The organism is Rothia amarae (assembly GCF_014705945.2).
GTDB classification, from domain to species: domain Bacteria; phylum Actinomycetota; class Actinomycetes; order Actinomycetales; family Micrococcaceae; genus Rothia; species Rothia amarae.
Genome location: NZ_CP061538.1, coordinates 1,852,346 through 1,872,130, shown reverse-complemented (window position 1 = coordinate 1,872,130; position 19,785 = coordinate 1,852,346). Strand labels below are relative to the sequence as shown.

At 49.2% G+C, this 19,785-nt stretch carries 18 protein-coding genes; 13 read left to right on the top strand and 5 right to left on the bottom strand.

Translation table 11 applies throughout. The features are described 5' to 3' along the window. Positions 1-34 precede the first annotated feature (34 nt). Positions 35-961 (bottom strand): alpha-1,2-fucosyltransferase, encoded by a 927-nt coding sequence (locus IDM48_RS08750; RefSeq protein WP_190616981.1) that lies wholly within the window; start codon positions 959-961, stop codon positions 35-37. Between the two features lie 146 nt (positions 962-1,107). Between IDM48_RS08750 and IDM48_RS08745 the strand changes: the two genes are divergently transcribed. The 10 genes from IDM48_RS08745 to IDM48_RS08700 are packed head-to-tail and all read left to right on the top strand — an operon-like array spanning position 1,108 to position 12,556. Then, entirely contained in the window at positions 1,108-2,025 is a 918-nt protein-coding gene (locus IDM48_RS08745) for a glycosyltransferase family 2 protein (protein WP_190616979.1), read from the top strand. Then, positions 2,018-3,031, top strand: coding sequence for a CgeB family protein (locus IDM48_RS08740; RefSeq protein WP_238397947.1), 1,014 nt, complete (start codon positions 2,018-2,020; stop codon positions 3,029-3,031). Before IDM48_RS08745 ends, IDM48_RS08740 begins: the two co-directional genes overlap by 8 nt. Then, positions 3,022-4,077: an RNA-binding protein gene (locus tag IDM48_RS08735; RefSeq protein ID WP_190616975.1), complete on the top strand. Its 1,056-nt coding sequence runs from the start codon at positions 3,022-3,024 to the stop codon at positions 4,075-4,077. Before IDM48_RS08740 ends, IDM48_RS08735 begins: the two co-directional genes overlap by 10 nt. Continuing rightward, a complete protein-coding gene (locus tag IDM48_RS08730; protein WP_190616974.1) occupies positions 4,077-4,787 on the top strand; it encodes an acylneuraminate cytidylyltransferase family protein in 711 nt (236 codons plus the stop codon). The genes IDM48_RS08735 and IDM48_RS08730 overlap by 1 nt, the downstream gene beginning before the upstream one ends. 5 nt (positions 4,788-4,792) lie before the next feature. Continuing rightward, positions 4,793-7,036, top strand: coding sequence for an N-acetylneuraminate synthase family protein (locus tag IDM48_RS08725; RefSeq protein WP_190616973.1), 2,244 nt, complete (start codon positions 4,793-4,795; stop codon positions 7,034-7,036). Continuing rightward, positions 7,027-8,151, top strand: a complete 1,125-nt coding sequence (locus IDM48_RS08720; protein WP_190616971.1) for a glycosyltransferase — start codon at positions 7,027-7,029, stop codon at positions 8,149-8,151. Before IDM48_RS08725 ends, IDM48_RS08720 begins: the two co-directional genes overlap by 10 nt. Continuing rightward, entirely contained in the window at positions 8,148-9,362 is a 1,215-nt protein-coding gene (locus IDM48_RS08715; RefSeq protein WP_190616969.1) for an O-antigen ligase family protein, read from the top strand. The genes IDM48_RS08720 and IDM48_RS08715 overlap by 4 nt, the downstream gene beginning before the upstream one ends. Positions 9,363-9,365: 3 nt before the next feature. Continuing rightward, complete coding sequence (locus IDM48_RS08710; protein ID WP_190616967.1) at positions 9,366-10,406, top strand: glycosyltransferase family 4 protein; 1,041 nt, start codon at positions 9,366-9,368, stop codon at positions 10,404-10,406. A gap of 45 nt (positions 10,407-10,451) precedes the next feature. Further along, entirely contained in the window at positions 10,452-11,402 is a 951-nt protein-coding gene (locus IDM48_RS08705) for a glycosyltransferase family 2 protein (RefSeq protein WP_238397946.1), read from the top strand. 5 nt (positions 11,403-11,407) lie between these two features. Next, complete coding sequence (locus IDM48_RS08700; protein ID WP_190616965.1) at positions 11,408-12,556, top strand: glycosyltransferase; 1,149 nt, start codon at positions 11,408-11,410, stop codon at positions 12,554-12,556. A gap of 20 nt (positions 12,557-12,576) precedes the next feature. Here the strand turns inward: IDM48_RS08700 and IDM48_RS08695 are convergent, their stop codons facing one another. The 4 genes from IDM48_RS08695 to rfbA form a co-directional block, all read right to left on the bottom strand. Next, positions 12,577-12,879: a PqqD family protein gene (locus tag IDM48_RS08695; protein ID WP_151147517.1), complete on the bottom strand. Its 303-nt coding sequence runs from the start codon at positions 12,877-12,879 to the stop codon at positions 12,577-12,579. Then, a complete protein-coding gene (locus tag IDM48_RS08690) occupies positions 12,864-13,721 on the bottom strand; it encodes a nucleotidyltransferase family protein (RefSeq protein ID WP_151147519.1) in 858 nt (285 codons plus the stop codon). Before IDM48_RS08690 ends, IDM48_RS08695 begins: the two co-directional genes overlap by 16 nt. 101 nt (positions 13,722-13,822) lie before the next feature. Further along, the gene (locus IDM48_RS08685) at positions 13,823-15,244 is read right to left on the bottom strand and encodes a tyrosine-protein kinase domain-containing protein (RefSeq protein WP_190616964.1); all 1,422 of its coding nucleotides are present in this window, start codon (positions 15,242-15,244) and stop codon (positions 13,823-13,825) included. A 202-nt stretch (positions 15,245-15,446) separates the two neighbouring features. Beyond that, the gene (gene rfbA / locus IDM48_RS08680) at positions 15,447-16,310 is read right to left on the bottom strand and encodes a glucose-1-phosphate thymidylyltransferase RfbA (RefSeq protein ID WP_190616962.1); all 864 of its coding nucleotides are present in this window, start codon (positions 16,308-16,310) and stop codon (positions 15,447-15,449) included. Between the two features lie 84 nt (positions 16,311-16,394). Here rfbA and rfbB point away from each other — a divergent pair, with 84 nt between their 5' ends. The 3 genes from rfbB (at position 16,395) to IDM48_RS08665 (ending at position 19,760) form a co-directional block, all read left to right on the top strand. Then, positions 16,395-17,393 carry a dTDP-glucose 4,6-dehydratase gene (gene rfbB, locus IDM48_RS08675; protein ID WP_068172702.1) on the top strand — a complete coding sequence of 333 codons (999 nt, stop codon included), beginning with the start codon at positions 16,395-16,397 and terminating at the stop codon, positions 17,391-17,393. Positions 17,394-17,396: 3 nt separating this feature from the next. After that, on the top strand, positions 17,397-18,815 hold the full coding sequence (gene rfbD / locus IDM48_RS08670; RefSeq protein WP_190616960.1) for a dTDP-4-dehydrorhamnose reductase: 1,419 nt from the start codon (positions 17,397-17,399) through the stop codon (positions 18,813-18,815). A 228-nt stretch (positions 18,816-19,043) separates the two neighbouring features. Continuing rightward, positions 19,044-19,760, top strand: coding sequence for a 50S ribosomal protein L25/general stress protein Ctc (locus IDM48_RS08665; protein ID WP_190616959.1), 717 nt, complete (start codon positions 19,044-19,046; stop codon positions 19,758-19,760). Positions 19,761-19,785 lie beyond the last annotated feature (25 nt).

Here is a 19,785-nt window from a genome sequence, read left to right as displayed (position 1 = left end):
GGAACCAGAAAAGTCTGATTCCTTCATCTTAGTATCAATCGAGCCATGAACCGGCATCCGGTTCTATCGAAATCCATCCTTTGAGGTGTTGCGGGGGAACTCTCTCATGTTGGGTAGATCTTTCATGGACATTTGGAGCTAGAACTCGTGCATTGTGCTCCTTGCTGGCAATATAAGCGCCCCAATAGCCAAAAGTTGTATTGGTAAGAATAAGGTTAGATGCTACAGATAGTACTGCTAGATCATCGAACATAGTCTTTCCGATTTTTTCAAAACGTGTGGGGGCTATGTTCGTAAGAAAATCAAGATGTTCAGTGCACCAATCTAAGTCATCTGAAACCAAAATGATTTGTGTCGGTTGAAAATCGTTAAGAAGTTGCTCTAATGCTTTGCGAATGTATCTCACTGTATCAATACCGAATTGATATTTAATATGAGGGTTAGAATAATAATCTCCTCTCCTAACGTTAATGACCAAGCTAGTGGGGGTAACAACATCTAAAGCATGCTTGCGATGCTCCGAAAAAAGAGGGGAAGTAAGCAAGACTTCGGAGATGAAACGAGATATTTGCAGAGGGGTAAAATTTTCATTAATTCTTGGATTAACCCCGATCTGGCGCAGGCTCCTAAAACGAATATCTTCATCTTTTATCGTGAGCTGTTGCAATAGGGGAAACTCATTAATCCAAGGTTCCATCCCCACTCGAAATGTAATTTGTACTTTTTCTCCAGTCGAATTTTGCTGGGAGTATGCTTTCATCCATTCATATAGCCAGTTTCCTCCTCTAGCAATGGGTGGCACAATAAGAACAGTCTCTGGGCCCCTCCGAATGAAGCGAATGGCATATCCATACGGTTGTCTGACGAAGTGTTCTATTTTCTTCTGTGCACGGGATATTAATTTGTTTGCTTCAACCAGCGAACTGATTCTTTCGTTTTCTTGAGATTCGCTTTGCGGCATTATCTACCTACCAAATATTGGGTTGCTGAGTGTGGATGTATAGCTCCTATCTAAGAATAGTTGCGGTGTATGACTTTCCTTATGAGGCTGAAGAACGTTCTGTGGGCTAATATGTGGCATAGTGTTCGGGAAAATCGAGGGGAACTATGAGCTCAAAACCTGCGGTGTCAGCAGTAATACCGCATTATGGGGAGTCTGCCCCCACTATGAAACTCATCGAGAAACTGCAACAGCAAACCTTTGATGGAGAGATTGAAATTATTGTCTCGGACGATAATTCGCCCGAACCGTTTCCGCAGGTCGGAGGAGTTAAAGTCATACACCGGACTACCAACGGTGGCTTCGGTACGAATGTAAATACTGGGGCAGAACAAGCTACTGGTGAATGGCTCATGATTCTTAACAGTGATCTTGAACTTACTTCCACCTTTGTAGAAGAAATGCTGAACGCCGTGGAGAAACAAGCAAAACCTGCTATTTTTTCACCTCAAGTTGTGGGTCATGAAGGGGAAGCGCAATGGGTAGCAAGAAAATTCCCCAGCACTTTCATACACGCATGGAATTGGTTTACTCCCGTCGCTCGATTCCGCGATACTAACTGGTGGCATCGATTAGCAGGGCACGACGTCCGAGCTGTCGGTGGAAAGACCCTGACCGTTGATTGGTTGATGGGCGCATGCCTTATGCTGCCCACCCGAATCTTTCAGGAAGTAGGAGGGTTTGACGAGCGTTTCTTCATGAATAGTGAAGAAGTTGATTTGCAAATGCGGCTTCGTGACAAAGGGTATCCTGCGATTTTCTTAGGTGATGTTATGGTCACGCACGAGGGTGGCGGTTCCTCTGAAAGTACGAAGCGCCGACAATGGCTCACCACCTCCCATTTTATGTATGAAGCAAAATGGAATAAACACCGTATCCTTGCCCCCACGCTAACCGCCGTCAGCTTACTTAATTTTGGTTTTAATGCCGCGCGGTCATTGAAAAATAAAGAAGTTCACCCTCTTAAAACTTTTGCAGATGAACTTAAAATCATCCGTGATGGAAAGAAAATGGTTCATGGCTAAGCAAGAAAAACTCCTCATTATTAGCCCGGCTTTCCATGGATATTGCTATTCAATTGCTGATGGCTTTAAAGAACTGGGATATGAGACTGTAATCCACCGATATGACGCTTTCGACGGCGCATCGGCAAAAATCCGTAATAAGGTACAGTACGAGCTTCCCTCCAAAATCGGGTTTGACGGACAGAAAGCTGCTGAAAAACATGCAACTGCTGTAGCAATTGCAAAGCTGAACGAAGTAAGGCCTGACAAGCTGATTGTCATCAAAGCAGATACCCTCGGTGATGGCTTCTGGGAACGGGTTAAGCGCCTCAACATTCCCTATATGCTATGGCTCTACGATGATCTCAAGAGACACCGCTACTCCATTGATTTTCTAAAACAACTCCCAGTTGTCCTCAGCTACGCGCGTTCTGAAGCTGAAGAATTCTCCAATGCAGGAATAAATGCTTATTTCGCGCCCAATGGATATGACCCCAAGCTTGCTGATCCACCCTCGCATCGTACTCAAGAAATAGTCTTTGTGGGTTCGCGTTATGAAAACCGTGTTGAGATGATGCTGCACCTTCAAGACGCGGGCATTCCAGTTCGGGTTTACGGACGAGGTTGGTCTCACCATCCCTATGACCGGCTGCGAATGTGGGAGTGGAACCGCCCCAATCTGCCTGCTGAACGAGATGTTCCTTTGAAAGAGGCATATCAGATTCAGGCAGGTGCTGCAGGAGCCATTAATATCCACGGCCTCCAAGCGGGGCTTGCTATGCGCACTTTTGAAGTGCCCGGAATGAATGGGTTGCAACTCATTGATCGCCCTGACGTCGAGGAGTTCTACGACGTTGGTAAAGAAGTACTTTTATACCAATCGAATGATGAGCTGGTTGAGCTGTGCCAACGGGTTATTTCGGATCCTCAGTGGAGCGAATCGATTCGAGAAGCTGGTAGGAAGCGAAGTCTCGCTGAACACACATTCTTTCATCGCGCACAAAAGATGGATAGGCTATGGGTCTAAAATTTTCTGAGGATTTGACTGCTTGGCAAAAATGGGCGGAGAAGCAGAACCTTGCTCGTTATTTAGCTCATCGGCTGCGGAGAAAAACTGAAGACAGACCCCGGCAATTTGTGTTACTGCGGCGCGGTTCGGATGCTCCGAAAATCTTGGTCGCTCTGGAAGCAACCTCTCCTACCCAAATTGCGGCATTGCTGGAGCCTGCAAAACATCTTGAAGAGCTGGGCGTTCCTGTTGCTGTAGTTACGTTAGGGGAGCACCGAGCATTCTTAGAAACCAGGGGTTATCAAATAGTCGAGGAAATCTCTGACTCAGAATCTATGCCTGTTTCCCTGGAGGAAGTCAAGCAGGTGATTGCTGCGGGGCACTATCTTCCGGTGGGCTCATGGGCTTATGCTCTAGGACAGCGACGGGGATGGACTTTTAACGTTATCCAGCATGGTCTCAATACCCCCTTTGCCCCTCCTCTACCAGCAAACAGTCGTTTGTTTGCATTTAGCCCAGCAGACGCCGAGTTTTGGATTTCAGGACGGTCAGATATTCAGGCTGAAGTTGTAGGAGCTCAGATCTTCTATGAGGCGCTTCAAAAGCCTCCTGTGAATGCCTCTGAAATTACTGAAACTCCTATTTTTCTAGGGCAAATGCATGGTGCTGAGCTCTCTCGGGCTTCTTTTGCGCGAGCATCCTATAAATTCTGCCAAAATCACGGAGCAATCTATCGACCTCACCCCTCTGAGAAAGATAAACTCTCTACTATGACCCACAAGCTGTGGGCTAAACGGGGGGTTACTATCGATTCATCAAAAACGCCCCTCAACGAACTCAATAATCCAGTTGTTTCAGTATTTTCCACCGGAGTATTAGAAGCCGCGATTCGGGGAATCCCGGCTTGGGTGTACCACCCCAATCCTCCTGAATGGTTACTCGAATTCTGGAATCGCTATGGACTGAGTCAGTGGGGGAGCGAACCCACAGCTCCGCCGCTAGCGCCTGAAACCGAGCCAGCACAAAAAATAGCTCGCATCATCGCAGACACATTGGAGAATTAATGCGCATTCTTTGCGTTATACCGGTTCGCGGAGGTTCTAAGGGAATTCCCCGCAAAAATCTCAAGCCGATTGCCGGCAAGCCGCTCGTTGCTTGGACGATTGAACAGGCGTTGGACGCAAAGACCGCGCTGGCACCAGAAATTGAGCTGGACGTCGTTGTCTCAACGGACGATAAAGAGTTGGCGGATATTGCCCGCGAATACGGTGCAGAAGTACCCTTTATGCGCCCTGCTGAGCTTGCCGAAGATACTACTGCCACTGAACCGGTTATCGAACACGCGATTGAATTCATGAGTCACGAGGGCCGTCGGCCTGATGCCGTTATGCTTTTGCAGGCAACGAGCCCTGTTCGGTTACCAGGAACTCTCGCACGCGCGGTGCGACAGTTTGCTGCCTCAGATTCCGACTCGATGGTCGGTGTTATCCCTATCGGCCCCTTTATCTGGGCTGCCACTGAGCCGCCTACAGCACAATACGAAGTGATGGCACGCCCCCGCCGTCAAGAACTCACCCGTGAAACTTTCCGTTACCGTGAAAACGGATCCATGTACATCACCAAGACTGAAATCTACGAAAAATTCCACAACCGCCTTGCCGGAAAAATCGAACTTTTCATGCTCGAAGATATTGAGGGTGTAGACATCGATGCCCCCATCGACTTTTCCCTTGCAGAACATCAGCTAGAACAAATCCAGAAAAACGTGAACTAACCCCCATGATTATTGAACGCAATACCACCCCCTTCGTCGTTTTCTCAGAAGACCCCGTTCTTACAGCTCTTCAGAAAATTTCCGCTAATCAGCAGCGCATAATTTTCTTAGTGAACGAATCGGGCATGTTGCAGGGTTCGCTTTCCGATGGTGACTTCCGCCGCTGGCTCATCGCAAATCCGGCAGAATCTTTGGAAACCTCAGCTATTCAGGTGGCGAACAAGAACGTGCGTAGCTACCCGATTGATACCGATGCCGCTGTTCTCAACGGTGAGTTTGCGCAGGGTATCTCCCATCTTCCTCTCATCGACGAGTGGGGCCACCTCGTTGCCATTGCCATGAATGAGCAGAACGTTCTGCGCATTGGTAAGCACGAAATTGCGGAGGACAAGCCGTCCTTCATCATTGCTGAAATTGGCAACAACCACCAGGGCGACGTCGACTTCGCCAAGCGTTTGGTTGATCTAGCAGTTGCTTCTGGCGCCGACGCCGTGAAATTCCAGTTGCGTGACATGGAAGCCCTCTACCGCCAGAAGGGCTCAAAGTCAGCCGGTGAAGATTTAGGCGTTCAATATACTCTCGACTTGCTCTCCCGCTTCAGCTTCTCGGTGGATCAGATGTATGAAGTGTTTGACCACGTCAAACAGCACAACATGGATATCATGTGCACGTCGTGGGACGCTCCATCAGTTCAGGCTCTTGTTGACTACGGCATTGCCGGCATGAAAATTGCCTCTGCTGACCTCACCAACCACGAGCTACTTCGCGACGTCGCTTCGCGCGGACTACCTATGATGGTCTCTACCGGCATGAGCCGCGAAGAAGAAATCCGCGAGTCGGTCAAACTCTTGCAAAATCAGGGCGCTTCTTACGCTTTGCTCCAGTGCCAGTCCACGTACCCCGCGCCGTTTAAGGACGTCAACCTGGCATACATGGACCGCTTGGCAGAAATCGGCCAATGCCTTGTTGGCTATTCAGGCCATGAACGCGGTTTTCATGTTCCCCTCGCTGCGGTGGCACGCGGGGCAAAAATCATTGAAAAACACTTCACCACAGACAAGACTCTGGAAGGTAACGACCACACAGTTTCGCTTCTTCCCGATGAGTTCAAAGCGATGGTCACGCAAATTCGCGATATCGAAGAAGCCATTGGTACTTCTGCACCGCGCGAAGTTTCAACCGGTGAGTTGATGAACCGCGTGAACCTGGCTAAATCGTTGGTGGCTACCCGCACTATCGCGAAGGGCGACGTCGTGACTGAAGCCGACGTTGAGGTTAAGTCGCCCGGTCGCGGCTTGCAACCCAACTACCTTTCACAGTTGGTGGGACGCACCATGGCACGTGAAGTAGAAGCCGGTTCGTTCTTCTACGAAGGTGATTTGAAAGATGACTTGGTCACCCGCCGCGACTTCACCTTTGACCGCCCCTGGGGCTTGCCTGTTCGCTACCATGACTATAAGCCGCTGATTGAAGAGGCTAATCCGGACTTCCTAGAATTCCACTTCTCCTACAAGGACCTTGAGATTGATATTGATGAGGTCTTTAACGAGAAGCTGCCGATGAGTTTCACCACCCATCTGCCAGACCTTTTCGCTGGGGATTTCTTGGTTGATTTGGCATCAGCCGACAAAGAGATTTGGGAACGTTCAATTGCTGAGGTTCAGCGCACCATCGATATCACCCGGGATTTGAAGAAGTACTTCACTCTCGACGATGACCCGGTCATGGTGGTGACCATGGGGGGCTTCACCAAAGACGGACATATTGCGCCCGCTGCACGTGCCGAAAAATACGACCGTATTGGGGAAGCGCTCTCCCGCTTGAACACACAAGGTGTTCGAATCGCCGCACAGACCCTGCCTCCTTACCCCTGGCTGATGGGCGGTCAACAGTTCCACAACCTCTTCCTCGACCCGCGGGATACAGCAGAATTTGCCGAGAAGTACGATGTGGATTTGTGCCTGGATATCTCCCACACCATGCTTGCCGCAAACTCCCTGAAGATGCCCCTTTCTGAAGCCGTTGATTTGTTGGCACCTCGTACCATCCACCTTCACCTGGTCGACGGCGTTGGTGTGGATGGCGAAGGCGTGCAGGTTGGCGAAGGTGACGTCGACTGGGCTGCACTGGGTAAGCAACTGCGCGAATTGAGCCCCACTTCATCATTTATCCCTGAAATTTGGCAGGGTCACATCAATAACGGTGAAGGTTTCTTTACCGCGCTTGATCGGTTGGAAAAGTGGCTGTAGAAAATTCACTACCGGTAGCCCTGTGGGCAATCCCGGTTCCTGAATTTGGCGGTGTAGCCCGGCACGCAACGGATGTTGCTCGCACCGGGCTACCCGGTTATGAACTTAAAGTTCTTGTGGCCGACGGTGCTCTAGCGAATACACTTGATGAGCTGGGGAACAGTGCTATTCGCGGTGAATTTGGCACTTCTGCAGGCTTTATCAAGTCGTTCAATATACTCAACCAACAGATAGAGCAACTGCGTCCCGCCGTCGTCCACTCTCACCTTGCCTATGCCGATATCGTTGCATGCGCAGTGGTAGTCAGCAGACGTTTACGGCGTATCGTGCAGCGAGAGACATTCGTTCCGGCTCTCTTTACCACTGAACACGGCATTGCAGGAAATGATGCTGTCTATCATTCCAGCCCCCTGAAAGCGCGCGGAAGGGAACTCATTCATCGAGCGCGCTTGATGCTCACCAATCATGCCATTGCGGTATCCCAATCAACCGAGGATCAAATGAAACGCAAATGGGGCGCTCGCAATGTTGAAGTTATTTTCAATGGCGTTGATGCTCCTCAGACCGCAATGAATATAAGTAGGGTTACGTCGAAAAATCCTCATATTCTCTCGCTGGCTCGTCTTGCACCCGAGAAAGGGTTAGAAGTCTTGATTGAGGCGTTTGCTGAACTCCGCAAAGAATTGGGGGGAGCAACCCTAGAAATAGCGGGTGAGGGGTCCGAACTGGCTCGGCTGGAGGCGTTAGCTGCGCGGCTAGGAATCTCGGATGCAGTGCGTTTTCCAGGTTTTGTAGATGCATCCGAGGCTATGAGCAGAGCGGATGTACTGGTTCAACTATCTGTCTGGGAGAACCTTTCGTACACACTGTTGGATGCGAAGGCACTCGGACTGAAGATAGTAGCAACCGACGTCGGTGGAAACGCAGAAATTCTTGAGGAGAGCGAATTAGTGCCCTCGCTTGCAGAAATAGGGCATGAGAATTTGCGACAAGCTGTAGTAGAAAGAATTAAACAACAGCTGAATGAGCCTGGACATAAATCATTTGAGTGGCTCAGTTCAACGGAGATGGCGATCAAGATAGCTGAAAGTTATCGCAAGGAGAAGCAAAAATGACGGCGATGACGCAACAAGAGAAACAGCACCGCACCTGGAAAGAGCGTGCTTCTACTGAACTGCATGACCTGGCTGACTCTACAGGCAAGATTGTGATTGTAGATTTCCTCCTGGGAATGACAATGATAATCTTCACCTACTCTGTAGCTGGTTTGCCTTTGGCCACTCTTGCAGGAACTTTGCTTGCGGGCATTGGCTTCTTAAGAAGACCTAAGAATGATGTTCCTAAGATAGCTCTTTTTGTTTTCCTTGTGATTTTTGGGCTTCTATGGGTTACCTTTGATTCTGCTGTTCTAGGAATATCGACAAATGGAGAAATATTACGTCGCATAATTCGTATCCTAGGTGTTTTCTTTGTAGCAGTTTTTATTGCCGATGGACGAATCGATTTTAAATCACTCATATTTGGAATGACACTCAGCTCTTTAATCAATGTTCCAGCATATTATCTAGGTATAGCTCCTGACTATTACCCTGGTTTCTTAACGGGATGGCTAGCTGATAAGAATGTCTCGGGACTATATTATGCAACGTTAGGGCTTTTGCTGTTAGCAGTTTTGTCCAAGCGTTGGCACAAGATTCTGACGGTAATAATATTTACGGGGATTTTATGGCTCACAGGATCGCGTACATCTATTGCAGGATTTGGGCTGGCTCTTGTATGGATTTTTACAGCGAGACGATTAAACATTGTTTTTAAGGCGTTATTAGCAATTTTCATGGTGCGACTGGTTGATTTTCTTGAAACCAATTTTGCACAGGCAGGAGCTTTCGCTGATCGTACTGGTACCGATTTACTGAGAAGCCGTATTGACCACGCTTCTCAGCTTAAAATCGATGCTGCACCGTGGCATGGTCTAGGACTCGGACAGGCTTTTGTGGAGGTAGAGGATAGAACCTTTTTCTTTCACAATTCTTTTTGGACTCTGATAATTGAAGGCGGTTGGATTTATCTGCTTCTCATAGTTGGGGCGACTATTTATGCTGCGTTCTTGATGAAGCAGACACGATCAACTCGGTCGATGTATGCAGAAGGCGCCACCGTCTTGCTCATGATTTGTGGATGGCGTCTGGGCGAGGTATTTCTTACTATGCCCTGGGGTCTTGTCATGGGGTTGGCATTACTTTACTGTAGTCGTCCCAAGACAAATACGATCGGTCATGAATTTAGGATTGCTCCTTCCACGCATACTCAGGGAGTAAATATTTAAGCCATGCCAAAGGAAATAAATATTGCTACAAACAATGGTGATATCGGCGGGGGCGAAGTTATGCTTTTCAATATCGCCAGAGCGCTGCGTTCTTTAGGACACGAGGTCACTATTGTAGGTCCTGCTTCTCCCTCAGAAGTGGTGGAAGCTGCAGCAGATGAAGGGTTTGATGTAGTTTGTCTTCCCGCCACTACGCGCAAGCAATACATGGCCCACCTTCGAATCTGGGATCAGCGTTCGCGTAAAGGACTTTTGTGGTGCAATGGTTTAGTTCCCGCATTTGCTACTGCAGGACATCAGAACCGAATTGTGCATCTGCATCAAGTGCCTCAAGGTATGTCTCGTTGGTTAGTTAAACCAGCCCAAAGAAACGCATTGGTAACCCTTATACCTAGCGATTTCGGATCTCAGGTAGTAAAAAAAACACGAAGTTTTCATAATTGGGTAGATGAAATTACTGGGCAACTTGGCAAATCAAAAGTATCGTCTCCTGTGAAAATAGGATTTATTGGACGCCCTTCAGTTATAAAAGGTACGGATATCTTGGCAAATGCTATTTATCATTTGAATAGGGAATCGAACTTTCACTTTCAACTTATTGTGGCAGGTGAATCAGATTTTATTGACGCCGCTGAAAGAAATGTGGTGTCTAAAGCCCTCACAAGTTTAGGGGCAGATTGCAGTCAGATTGGAAAAACAAATCCTGCCAAATTTTATGAAATTGTTGACATAATTGTTGTTCCTTCGGTCTGGGATGAAGTATTTGGACTAGTAGCCGCTGAAGCCATGAGTGGTCGTAAACCATTACTCGTATCTGACGCCGGTGCTTTGCCAGAAGTTGTGGGGAAGGATTATCCCTGGATATTTGAAAGAAACAATGTTCATAGTCTTGCGGAGAAAATTTTAGAAGTCACTGATCAACTCGAAAATGATCCTGCAGAGACAGAGAAAATCATTAACTCCAGTTATTGGCGCTGGCAAGAAGAGTTTTCGCCTGAGGCTGGTAAGGCCCATCTTCGTGAATTACTCTTAGAAATTCTCTAAGAATAACCAAAAAGCTTGTTCAATTGATGACCAACGAAAGTAGACATGATGACTCTGTATAAAGCTGCCGTCATTATTCCCACACGGGGGGGAGCCGCCAAGCTACATTTTCCGCTTGATGCGCTGGAGCAGCAGACAGAAAAAGACTTTCAGGTCATTGTGGTGTGCGATGGTGATATTGACGGCTCTGCCCAGGTAGTGCAACAGTACAAAGAGCGCGGCGTTCTCAATATTGAAGCGATCGTTTTTGAAGAGAACCAGGGGCGTTCCAAAGCCCTCAACGCCGGTCATCAGGCAGCAGATGCTCATGTGCTGATTCGTTGCGACGACGATCTCGAACCCAGCCCCGATTACATTGAGAAGCATATCTCTCATCATCAGAAATGTAATTCCGAGGTGGGAGTTATTGGGTTGTATCTCAATAACTATCCGGAGACTCCTTACGCAAGAGCTTACGGTCGTTATAGAGACAAAAAATTTCGCGAGGATGCTTACCAAAGTACTGATCAGGACTCTTGGATGTTTTGGGCAGGCAATGTTTCACTAACAAGAGAGATATTTAATAAGATCGGTGGTTATGATGAGCGATACAGGTTATATGGTTGGGAAGATGTCGATTTTGGCTATCTAATGCACAAAACTGGAGTGAAGGTTCTGATTGATCCTGAGCTCGCTACGAAACACCATATCGCGGCGACTACAACTGCCTCACGTGCTACCCGTGCCTTACACTCGGGCGCAGCTCGTTCCCTCTTCGTGGAAAAACACGGCACCGACGTACTGAAGAACCTAGACCCAGCAGGGATTTGGGGGACCGCCGTCAAGAGTGTTGCAAAACTTGCTACCGAAAAAAATATTGAAATCGCCGGAAATACCATCGATAAGATTGCGGACAACCTTCCGCACAAAATCTCCGAAAAGCTTATTTCGCTACTCGTAGAAGCATCTGCTTATGCCGGTATCAGATATCCCTCACGAGCACGGAAAGTTTTCTAATCCCCATGCCATCCCCCTTTATTTTCTTTCAAAACCTTTTGGCGCCCCCCGCAGCAACTGAAGAAATTGCGATTGCTCACGACTACCTCACCCAGCGTGGGGGAGCGGAGCGGGTAGTACTTGCTATGCACCGTGCTTTCCCTGAAGCGACCATATATACGACCCTCTACGACCCCGAGAAAACCTATCCCGAGTTCAAGAACGCTAAGATCGTCGTATCGCCCCTGAACCGCATCAAATTCTTTCGTAAAAACCATCGGGCAGCGCTACCTCTTTTGCCATTAGCATCTTCCCTTTTGAAAGTACCTGCTCGTAAAACACTTGTATCGTCAACGGGTTGGGCGCACGGGTTCAATTTTGCGGAGAAATCCTTCATTTACTGTCATTCACCAGCACGCTGGGTCTACCTTACTGATCAGTATTTAGGAGATCACACGGGAAAAGTCATGAGCTTTGTTCTGCGTTTCCTACGGCCAGCTCTGCTTCTCTGGGACCAACGCGCTGCGCGTCATGCTGGCCCATATGCGGCTAACTCAACGACCATTCAGCAACGTATAGAAGCTGTTTACGGTGGTAAGGAATCCGAAGTTATTTTCCCACCCTTTTCTATTCCCAGCGAAAAAGGCATAGAACCCCTCCCTGAACTGGAAGAATTCATGAAGGACGGGGATTATTTCTTGGTGGTCTCCCGGCTTTTGCCTTATAAGAACGTTGACGTGGCTGTCCAAGCGTTTGCCGGGCTCAACCAAAAATTGCTGGTAGTAGGCGACGGTCCTATGGCTGAGGAACTCCACGAGATGGCGCCTGAGAACGTTCAGTTTGCCAGTAACATTTCTGATGCCCAGCTACGTTACGCTTACCAAAACTGCCGGGCTCTTTTAGCGGTATCGTACGAGGACTTTGGGCTTACCCCATTGGAAGCGGGCTCCTTTGGCAAACCTACTATCGCCTTACAAGCTGGCGGGTATTTAGATACTATCCGCGAAGATATCAACGGCATCTTTATTCAATCGCCTGACGTCGACCATGTGCGAGCGGGACTGGTTCAGTTTGATAGTCGTGAATGGGATTGCGTAGCTATTCACGACTATTCGGATAGATTTTCTGAACACTGGTTTAAGAAGAAACTCCAAGAGAAAATGGGAGATCTCTAGGAGGGGAGAGACAATGCCGTTTAGTGCTGCACGAAACCTTGATTTTCTAAACTGCTGAGAAAACTCAGTACAGGGCCCTCTACCGTTTCTACAGAAACCTCAAATGTCTCTGCCACTTGTGTCATCAGCGTATTCGCTGTTTTAGGTTCATCCAGAAGATCCCAGATTACTGGCCCAGACCCTTCAAGTACCAGAAGCTCAGAGGTCAGCAGATTAGCAAGATAGAGCTTGTCTGAGCCTTCTTGGCTGTCATCGAGATCAGTCTCGTATACGAACGCGGTGTGTTCCGCCCGCAAGTAGAGGGGGTCTATTTGTTTTTCCACCGGAGAATCCTCTCAAAACGTTCGAAAAAGAGATGTCGTTTTTCTTGATGGGTAGGTTCATGGCCCAAAGTCATCGCCAAATGGTCATCATTGATTTCAGCGATATTCGTAAGCACATGCAGCTTTTGCTTCAACCCTTCAGCGCGCTGTAGACGCCCTAACCACTGCAGCGGAAGGGGCGTTGGCTCTGCCGCGGATTTCCAGAACAGGTACTGTCTATTTCCGCGGTGCTTTTCAATATCGCCAAGGGCAGCATCAAAAGCAATCTCAGAATTAAACTCTCGAATTCGTTCGCGCATTTCCTGCCACTGCGCGTCAGTCAAAGTTCTCTGCAAATGCAGCACATCGCTATGTAGTCCATGTCCAGTAGAACGCGCGCCATGCACTACAACAATATTTCGGCAGTCAACGAGTTGCGGAACGTAGCAGTCAAAGTGCGCAATTTGCTTGAGACGACGCTTTTCCCACAGCTTCTCAAATGCACCCGCCTGGTCATAGAAATTGATTCCGGGAAAGTATCTATGGACGTCTGTGAGTCCCCAGGAGGGGTGATAAAGAGTCGCAGCGTGCTCGAAAATCGAGCCGCTTTCAAACGTCGTCAACGAGCGCCAGCCATCTTTTTTCAGCAAGTATAAAAATCGCGCCACATGCGCAGGTCGCACCAGTAAATCTACATCGGTGCTATTGCGGTTGGGTGCATACACCTCCGTACCAAAGGCATATCCCTTGACATGAAGCAAGTCGATGTCGTTTGCATTCGCCAAATTCTGAAAATAAGCATGCGATAAACGAATCCGGGCTGGCAATGGTACGGAGACTTCATCAGGCAATTTTTCTGGCATTGTTCCCCATATATGTTTCTCTAAAAGTGAGGCAGTATTCATAGCTGTGTGTAAGAAAATAGTGCGGAGCATTCCCTCTTGCTCCGCACTATCTTCACATATTATTTGTTGCGTGTAGCTCTTTTGCTACCGCGTTTTTTCTTGGAACTCTTCGAAGCGTCCTCGCCATAGTAAGACGAGTAGCCGCCGTAATATCCTGCATAGCCAAAGCCGTAGTAGGAGTTTCCTAGGCCCTTCAGCGGAGTACGGTTGATGACAACGCCGATGAGGGCCGCACCCACCTTATTGAGCATGTTGGCAGCTTCTTCAAGGTGTTCCTTGCGGGTCTTGCCCACTGTAGCCACCAAGATAACTCCGTCAACTGCGGAGGAAAGCAACGAAGCATCGGTAACGGGCAGGAGCGGCGGAACGTCTACAATGACCATGAACTCGCTGGAGAGTTCTTTCACTAGCTGGCGCATTTTGTCCGAACCCAGCAACTCTGAAGGGTTAGGCGGAATACGCCCAGCAGGCAAAAGGAAGAGCTGGCTATCTTCGTACTGGCGCACTGCCTCAGCAAGTTCAACTTGCCCTGCTAGTACCTGGGTCAGACCAATCTTTGCATCAATATTGAACTTCTTGCCGATAGTAGGACGGCGAAGGTCGGCGTCAATCAAGATGGTCGGTTGGCCGGACTCAGCGAGTGAACGAGCCAAGGAGGTCGAAACGGTGGACTTACCTTCACCCGGTTCTGAAGAGGTAACCAAAACAGACTTAGGTGGGTTATCCACGTTCACAAAACGAAGGTTCGTGCGAAGCTGACGAATTGCCTCTTGCGACGTGTGATCGTCCTGGTTCGTCAAAAGGTTCTTCTCAGAGAGCTGTTCGGTCTCGGGGAGAGTACCCAGAACACCAGTTTTGGTGGCTTTGGCGACGTCGTCGCGAGTACGAACCCTGACGTCGATTGCTTTCCGTAAGAAGATCGCTGCGAAGACAAGTACTAGACCTGCGAGAGCACCGGCAAGCACATTGAGTTTAGTGTTGGGGCTTGAAGGAGCGCCAGGCAACGTAGCGTCGTCGAGAGGGACCACGCGCACGGTGGTAGAACCTTCGAGGTCATTCACTACCTTGGCGGTAGCCGAAAGCGAGGTGTTTGCTAGAGTCTGTGCGGCTTCGGGGCTAGAAGCTGTCGCCTGAACTTTCATGAGGGCTGAATCGCCTTCAAGCGATGCCGTCAAATGACCCTTGATTTCTTCAGCACTCATCCCAATATTGGGGTTCTGCTTGACGATTTCATCGGCAACAGGGCCGGAGCTAACCAAAGCCAGATAGGAGCTTGCCTTATCTTTAGCGGCGCTGGAACCTGAAATGACATCGCCAATTCCGGTTGATTCACCGACGGTGACGTATCCGGTAGCCGACGACGCGTAGACCTTAGGCTGTAAGAGGGAATAGCCGAACCCGAGGAGAGCACCTACGAGCGTGCCAATAAGCAAATATTTGGCATTGACTCGTACCATGCGCACGAAATCTAGAACTGTCATAAAAGAACCTTTTGAGGGTGGAAGCAAGCGATGTGCGGACTGATTTTAGGGCAATCTTAGCACCAGTTTTGTTCCCTAAGTAGGGGACAGGCATTTGTTCAAAAGAAAAGTAATGCCTTTCATAGCAGATGCTGATTTTTCATAAGTTCCTCAATGTTTCTCCCAGCGAAAGAGAACTTTGAAGAACCTTGGGAAACGTAACTTATTTCTTGAGGAGACCGAGTAGGTAGCGACCGTAGCCACTTTTGACCAAAGGAGATGCAAGTTCCTCCAGGCGCTTGTCATCTATATAGCCCATACGCCATGCAATTTCTTCAGGGCATCCGATGGATAACCCTTGCCGGGCTTGCACCGTTCTAATGAAGTTGGTGGCATCGGCAAGTGAATCAAAAGTTCCGGTATCAAGCCACGCGGTGCCGCGGGGAAGTACCTCAACCTGCAATTTATTTTTCTCTAAATAAACCCGATTCACGTCGGTAATTTCTAATTCGCCGCGTGGTGAAGGTGCAATATTTGAGGCGATTTCTACGACGTCGTTGTCATAAAAATAAAGACCGGGAATGGCAAAATCACTTTTAGGAATTTCGGGCTTTTCTTCAATTGAAATAGCTTTAAAATTACTATCGAATTCGACGACGCCGTAGGCGCGAGGATCTGCCACGCGATAACCAAAAACAGTTGCGCCATCAATCTTGTTGTACTTGCGTAACTGGGTTCCCAGCCCAGGGCCATAGAAAATATTGTCGCCGAGGACGAGAGCTACAGGTTCGTTGCCAATGTGCTCTCTGCCCAGAATGAAAGCTTGTGCAAGTCCGTCCGGAGAAGGCTGAACTTTATAGGAAAAGTTCACGCCAAATGGAGAGCCGTCACCGAGCAAGCGGTGAAACTGGTCTTGATCTTCGGGGGTGGTAATAATCAGGATGTCTTGGATTCCCGCAAGCATCAGGGTGGAGAGCGGGTAGTAAATCATGGGCTTGTCGTAAACAGGAGTCAACTGTTTAGAAATACCTAAAGTAATGGGGTGGAGACGACTGCCTGTGCCACCAGCTAGAATAATTCCCTTCATGATTCATATTGTGTCACGAGAATCAATAAAACATTTCAATTCATAAGTGAGTCAATAAATATTATCTCCCGTACCATATAAAGCATGGGAAAAATCTTAGTGACCGGCGGAGCCGGCTTCATCGGTTCAAACTTTGTTCACCACCTTCTAGAGAACACAGACCATTCTGTGACGGTGCTCGATAAGATGACGTACGCAGCTAACGAGAAGTCTTTGGAGGGGCTGGACCCTTCGCGATTTGAATTAGTTAAGGGGGACATCGCAGACCGAAATACTGTAGACCCCTTGGTGGACGAAGCCGATGCCGTTGTCCACTACGCCGCAGAATCCCACAACGATAACTCTCTGAACGATCCCACGCCGTTCATCCATACCAATCTCATCGGAACTTTTACCCTGTTAGAAGCCGTACGTGAGTATAAGACTCGCTACCATCACATCTCCACCGACGAGGTGTTTGGTGATTTAGAACTGGATGACCCCGCCAAATTCACGGAAAAAACTCCCTACAATCCGTCGTCGCCCTATTCATCTACTAAGGCGGGGTCAGATCTTCTCGTGCGCGCGTGGATGCGCTCGTTCGGCATCGAGGCAACTATCTCTAACTGCTCGAATAACTACGGGCCTTTCCAGCACATCGAAAAATTTATTCCCCGCCAAATCACCAATATTCTTTCGGGTATTAGGCCCAAGTTGTATGGAGAAGGGTTGAACGTTCGTGACTGGATCCACGCCTCGGATCACTCCTCTGCGGTGCTGACTATCTTGGAAAAAGGCAAGCTGGGGGAGACCTATCTCATTGGTGCCAACGGCGAAGAAAATAACATCACGGTATTGCGCACTATCTTGCGCCTGATGGGTCAGCCCGAAGACGCTTTTGACCATGTAGTTGACCGCCCCGGGCATGATTTGCGGTACGCCATCGATGGCTCTCGGCTGAGAGAAGAGCTGGGGTGGGAGCCACGATTTACCAATTTTGAGTCGGGGTTGGAAAACACGATCGAATGGTACGCCGAGAACCGAGACTGGTGGGAACCTCTCAAAGCTGAGGTTGAAGCTAAATATTCCAAGGTAGGCCAGTAAAACATGACTAAAGAGTTAGCGGTACACACCACCGATATCCCAGGTCTGCTCATTATCGATTTGCCGGTCCACGGCGATAACCGGGGCTGGTTCAAAGAGAACTGGCAACGGGAGAAACTCGTTGCGCTAGGTCTTCCCGATTTTGGACCGGTGCAGAATAATATTTCTTTCAATGCGGCTCGTGGAACAACTCGCGGTATTCACGCTGAGCCCTGGGATAAATTTGTTTCAGTTGCCACGGGCAAGATTTTTGGTGCTTGGGTGGATCTCCGCGCTGGGGATTCTTTGGGTAAAACCGTTACCGTTGAGCTGGGTCCTGATACGGCGGTGTTCGTTCCTCGTGGCGTCGGGAATTCCTTTCAAACCTTAGAAGACAACACTGCCTATACCTACCTGGTGAACGACCATTGGTCGGCAGACGCTCAGGGGGAGTATTCCTTCCTTAACCTTGCGGATGAAACGGTGAATATTTCGTGGCCGATTCCGCTAGAACAAGCGGAATTATCAGAAAAAGACAAGAATCATCCGCGGTTAGCAGATATCCAACCCGTTCAGCCCGCGCCACTTCTCATCGTCGGTGCCGGTGGGCAACTCGGAAAAGAATTGCAGCGTCAGTTGACCGAGCAGAATATTCCTTTCATCGCTGCAGGTAGAGCTGAAATTGACCTGGCTAATCCTTCGGCGTGGGTTGACCGGTATCGATGGCGTTCAATGCGCGGCATCATCAATGCTGCGGCTTTCACCGCCGTTGACGATGCAGAAACCCCTGAAGGACGACGCGCGGCGTGGGCTGCCAATGCCACGGGAGTTTCTGCGCTTGCACAGGTTGCTCGCGACGCTGGAATTCCACTGGTGCATTTTTCCACCGACTACGTCTTTGATGGAACGCTACCGGTGGGACAAAAATATGCTGAGACAGATCCGGTCTCTCCTTTGGGCGTTTATGGCCAATCTAAAACTGCCGGTGAATTTGCTGCTCAGGGTGCGCCGCGGCATTTTGTAGTGCGTACCTCCTGGGTGATTGGTGATGGGAAGAATTTTGTGCGAACCATGCAATCGTTGGCGGAGCGTGGAATCAATCCGGCGGTCGTCAACGATCAGTTTGGGCGCCCCACTTTCACGCAAGAGCTAGCTACTGCCGCACTTCACTTGCTAGATTCCGGGGCGGAGTACGGCATCTATAACGTCACCAACTCTGGTCCCGTTATCTCGTGGGCAGATCTTGCAACTCAGGTCTTTGAACTTTCAGGGCATGACGGCGGGCGAGTCTCTCCTACCTCTACCGCAGAGTATTTTGCCAACGTAGAAACATTTGCTCCCCGCCCCACCAACTCTGCATTGAGTTTGGAGAAGATCGCGGTAGCAGGTTTCACCCCGCGCTCTCACGAAGAGGCATTGGAAACGTATCTTCGGGAACACTAGAAGATTGTGAAGTAGAACTCGCCGAAGGTTGCTTGGGTTATCTTGCTATTTTCGGTGTGAACCCGTCATAATAGGAGAGTTGTTCACACAGTAGAACAACAGCCAAGGCGGTGGAATATCGTGAGGAAACTCCGGTAGGTCCGAGACCGACGGTGGCTGAACTGGAATTTATTTTCTGGCGTCAGTGCACTGCTTGGCGCAATAAATATCCAGTGAAAGGAGTATCTCATGGCAGATACCACCAAACTCGCAGCAACCCTGCGCGAAGACTTTGGCAAGGGCTACGCACGTCGCATCCGCATGGCTGGCGACATCCCCGCAGTAATCTACGGCCACGGTGAAGAGCCCAAGCACGTTGTACTGCCCGGTCACGCAACCACCCTTGCAGCACGTAACGCGAACGCTATTCTTGACCTGGACATCGAAGGTGATTCCACCCTCGTTATGATCAAGGACATTCAGCGCCACTCCATTCGTCCTGAAATCCAGCACATGGACCTCATCCTCGTGAAGCGCGGCGAACGCGTTGAGGTTGAAGTACCTTTGACCGTTCAGGGTGAAGTTGCTGAAGAAGCTATCGCTAACCAGGAAGAAACCGTACTGCTGGTTGAGGTTGACGCACTCAAGGTTCCCGAAGAAATCGTTGTTGACATCGAAGGCCGCAACATCGGTGAGCACGTTCTTGCCGGCGACATCAAGCTTCCCTCTGGCGTTACCCTCGTTGCAGACGAAGAACTGCTCGTTGTTAACGTATCCGAGCCCCAGGAACTTGACGTTCCTGAGCCCGGTGAAGAAGGCGAAACCGACGCTGAAGGTAACCCCATTGAGCTGGACGAAGATGGCAACCCCATCGAACCTGAAGCTCCTGAGGGCGACGTCGTCGAGGCATCTGAAGAATCAGATCAGGCTGGCGAAGCACACGATTCAGACAACTCCCAGGACTAATGTTTTAGCTTCAAGCTAGAACACC

Coding starts and splice junctions, on each gene's coding strand:
- IDM48_RS08725 (WP_190616973.1), top strand. CDS start 4,793: ATGATTATTGAACGCAATACCACCCCCTTCGTCGTTTTCTCAGAAGAC.
- rfbB (WP_068172702.1), top strand. CDS start 16,395: ATGGGAAAAATCTTAGTGACCGGCGGAGCCGGCTTCATCGGTTCAAAC.
- IDM48_RS08665 (WP_190616959.1), top strand. CDS start 19,044: ATGGCAGATACCACCAAACTCGCAGCAACCCTGCGCGAAGACTTTGGC.
- rfbD (WP_190616960.1), top strand. CDS start 17,397: ATGACTAAAGAGTTAGCGGTACACACCACCGATATCCCAGGTCTGCTC.
- IDM48_RS08710 (WP_190616967.1), top strand. CDS start 9,366: ATGCCAAAGGAAATAAATATTGCTACAAACAATGGTGATATCGGCGGG.
- IDM48_RS08730 (WP_190616974.1), top strand. CDS start 4,077: ATGCGCATTCTTTGCGTTATACCGGTTCGCGGAGGTTCTAAGGGAATT.
- IDM48_RS08705 (WP_238397946.1), top strand. CDS start 10,452: ATGATGACTCTGTATAAAGCTGCCGTCATTATTCCCACACGGGGGGGA.
- IDM48_RS08740 (WP_238397947.1), top strand. CDS start 2,018: ATGGCTAAGCAAGAAAAACTCCTCATTATTAGCCCGGCTTTCCATGGA.
- IDM48_RS08715 (WP_190616969.1), top strand. CDS start 8,148: ATGACGGCGATGACGCAACAAGAGAAACAGCACCGCACCTGGAAAGAG.
- IDM48_RS08735 (WP_190616975.1), top strand. CDS start 3,022: ATGGGTCTAAAATTTTCTGAGGATTTGACTGCTTGGCAAAAATGGGCG.
- IDM48_RS08745 (WP_190616979.1), top strand. CDS start 1,108: ATGAGCTCAAAACCTGCGGTGTCAGCAGTAATACCGCATTATGGGGAG.
- IDM48_RS08750 (WP_190616981.1), bottom strand. CDS start 961: ATGCCGCAAAGCGAATCTCAAGAAAACGAAAGAATCAGTTCGCTGGTT.
- rfbA (WP_190616962.1), bottom strand. CDS start 16,310: ATGAAGGGAATTATTCTAGCTGGTGGCACAGGCAGTCGTCTCCACCCC.
- IDM48_RS08685 (WP_190616964.1), bottom strand. CDS start 15,244: ATGACAGTTCTAGATTTCGTGCGCATGGTACGAGTCAATGCCAAATAT.
- IDM48_RS08700 (WP_190616965.1), top strand. CDS start 11,408: ATGCCATCCCCCTTTATTTTCTTTCAAAACCTTTTGGCGCCCCCCGCA.
- IDM48_RS08690 (WP_151147519.1), bottom strand. CDS start 13,721: ATGCCAGAAAAATTGCCTGATGAAGTCTCCGTACCATTGCCAGCCCGG.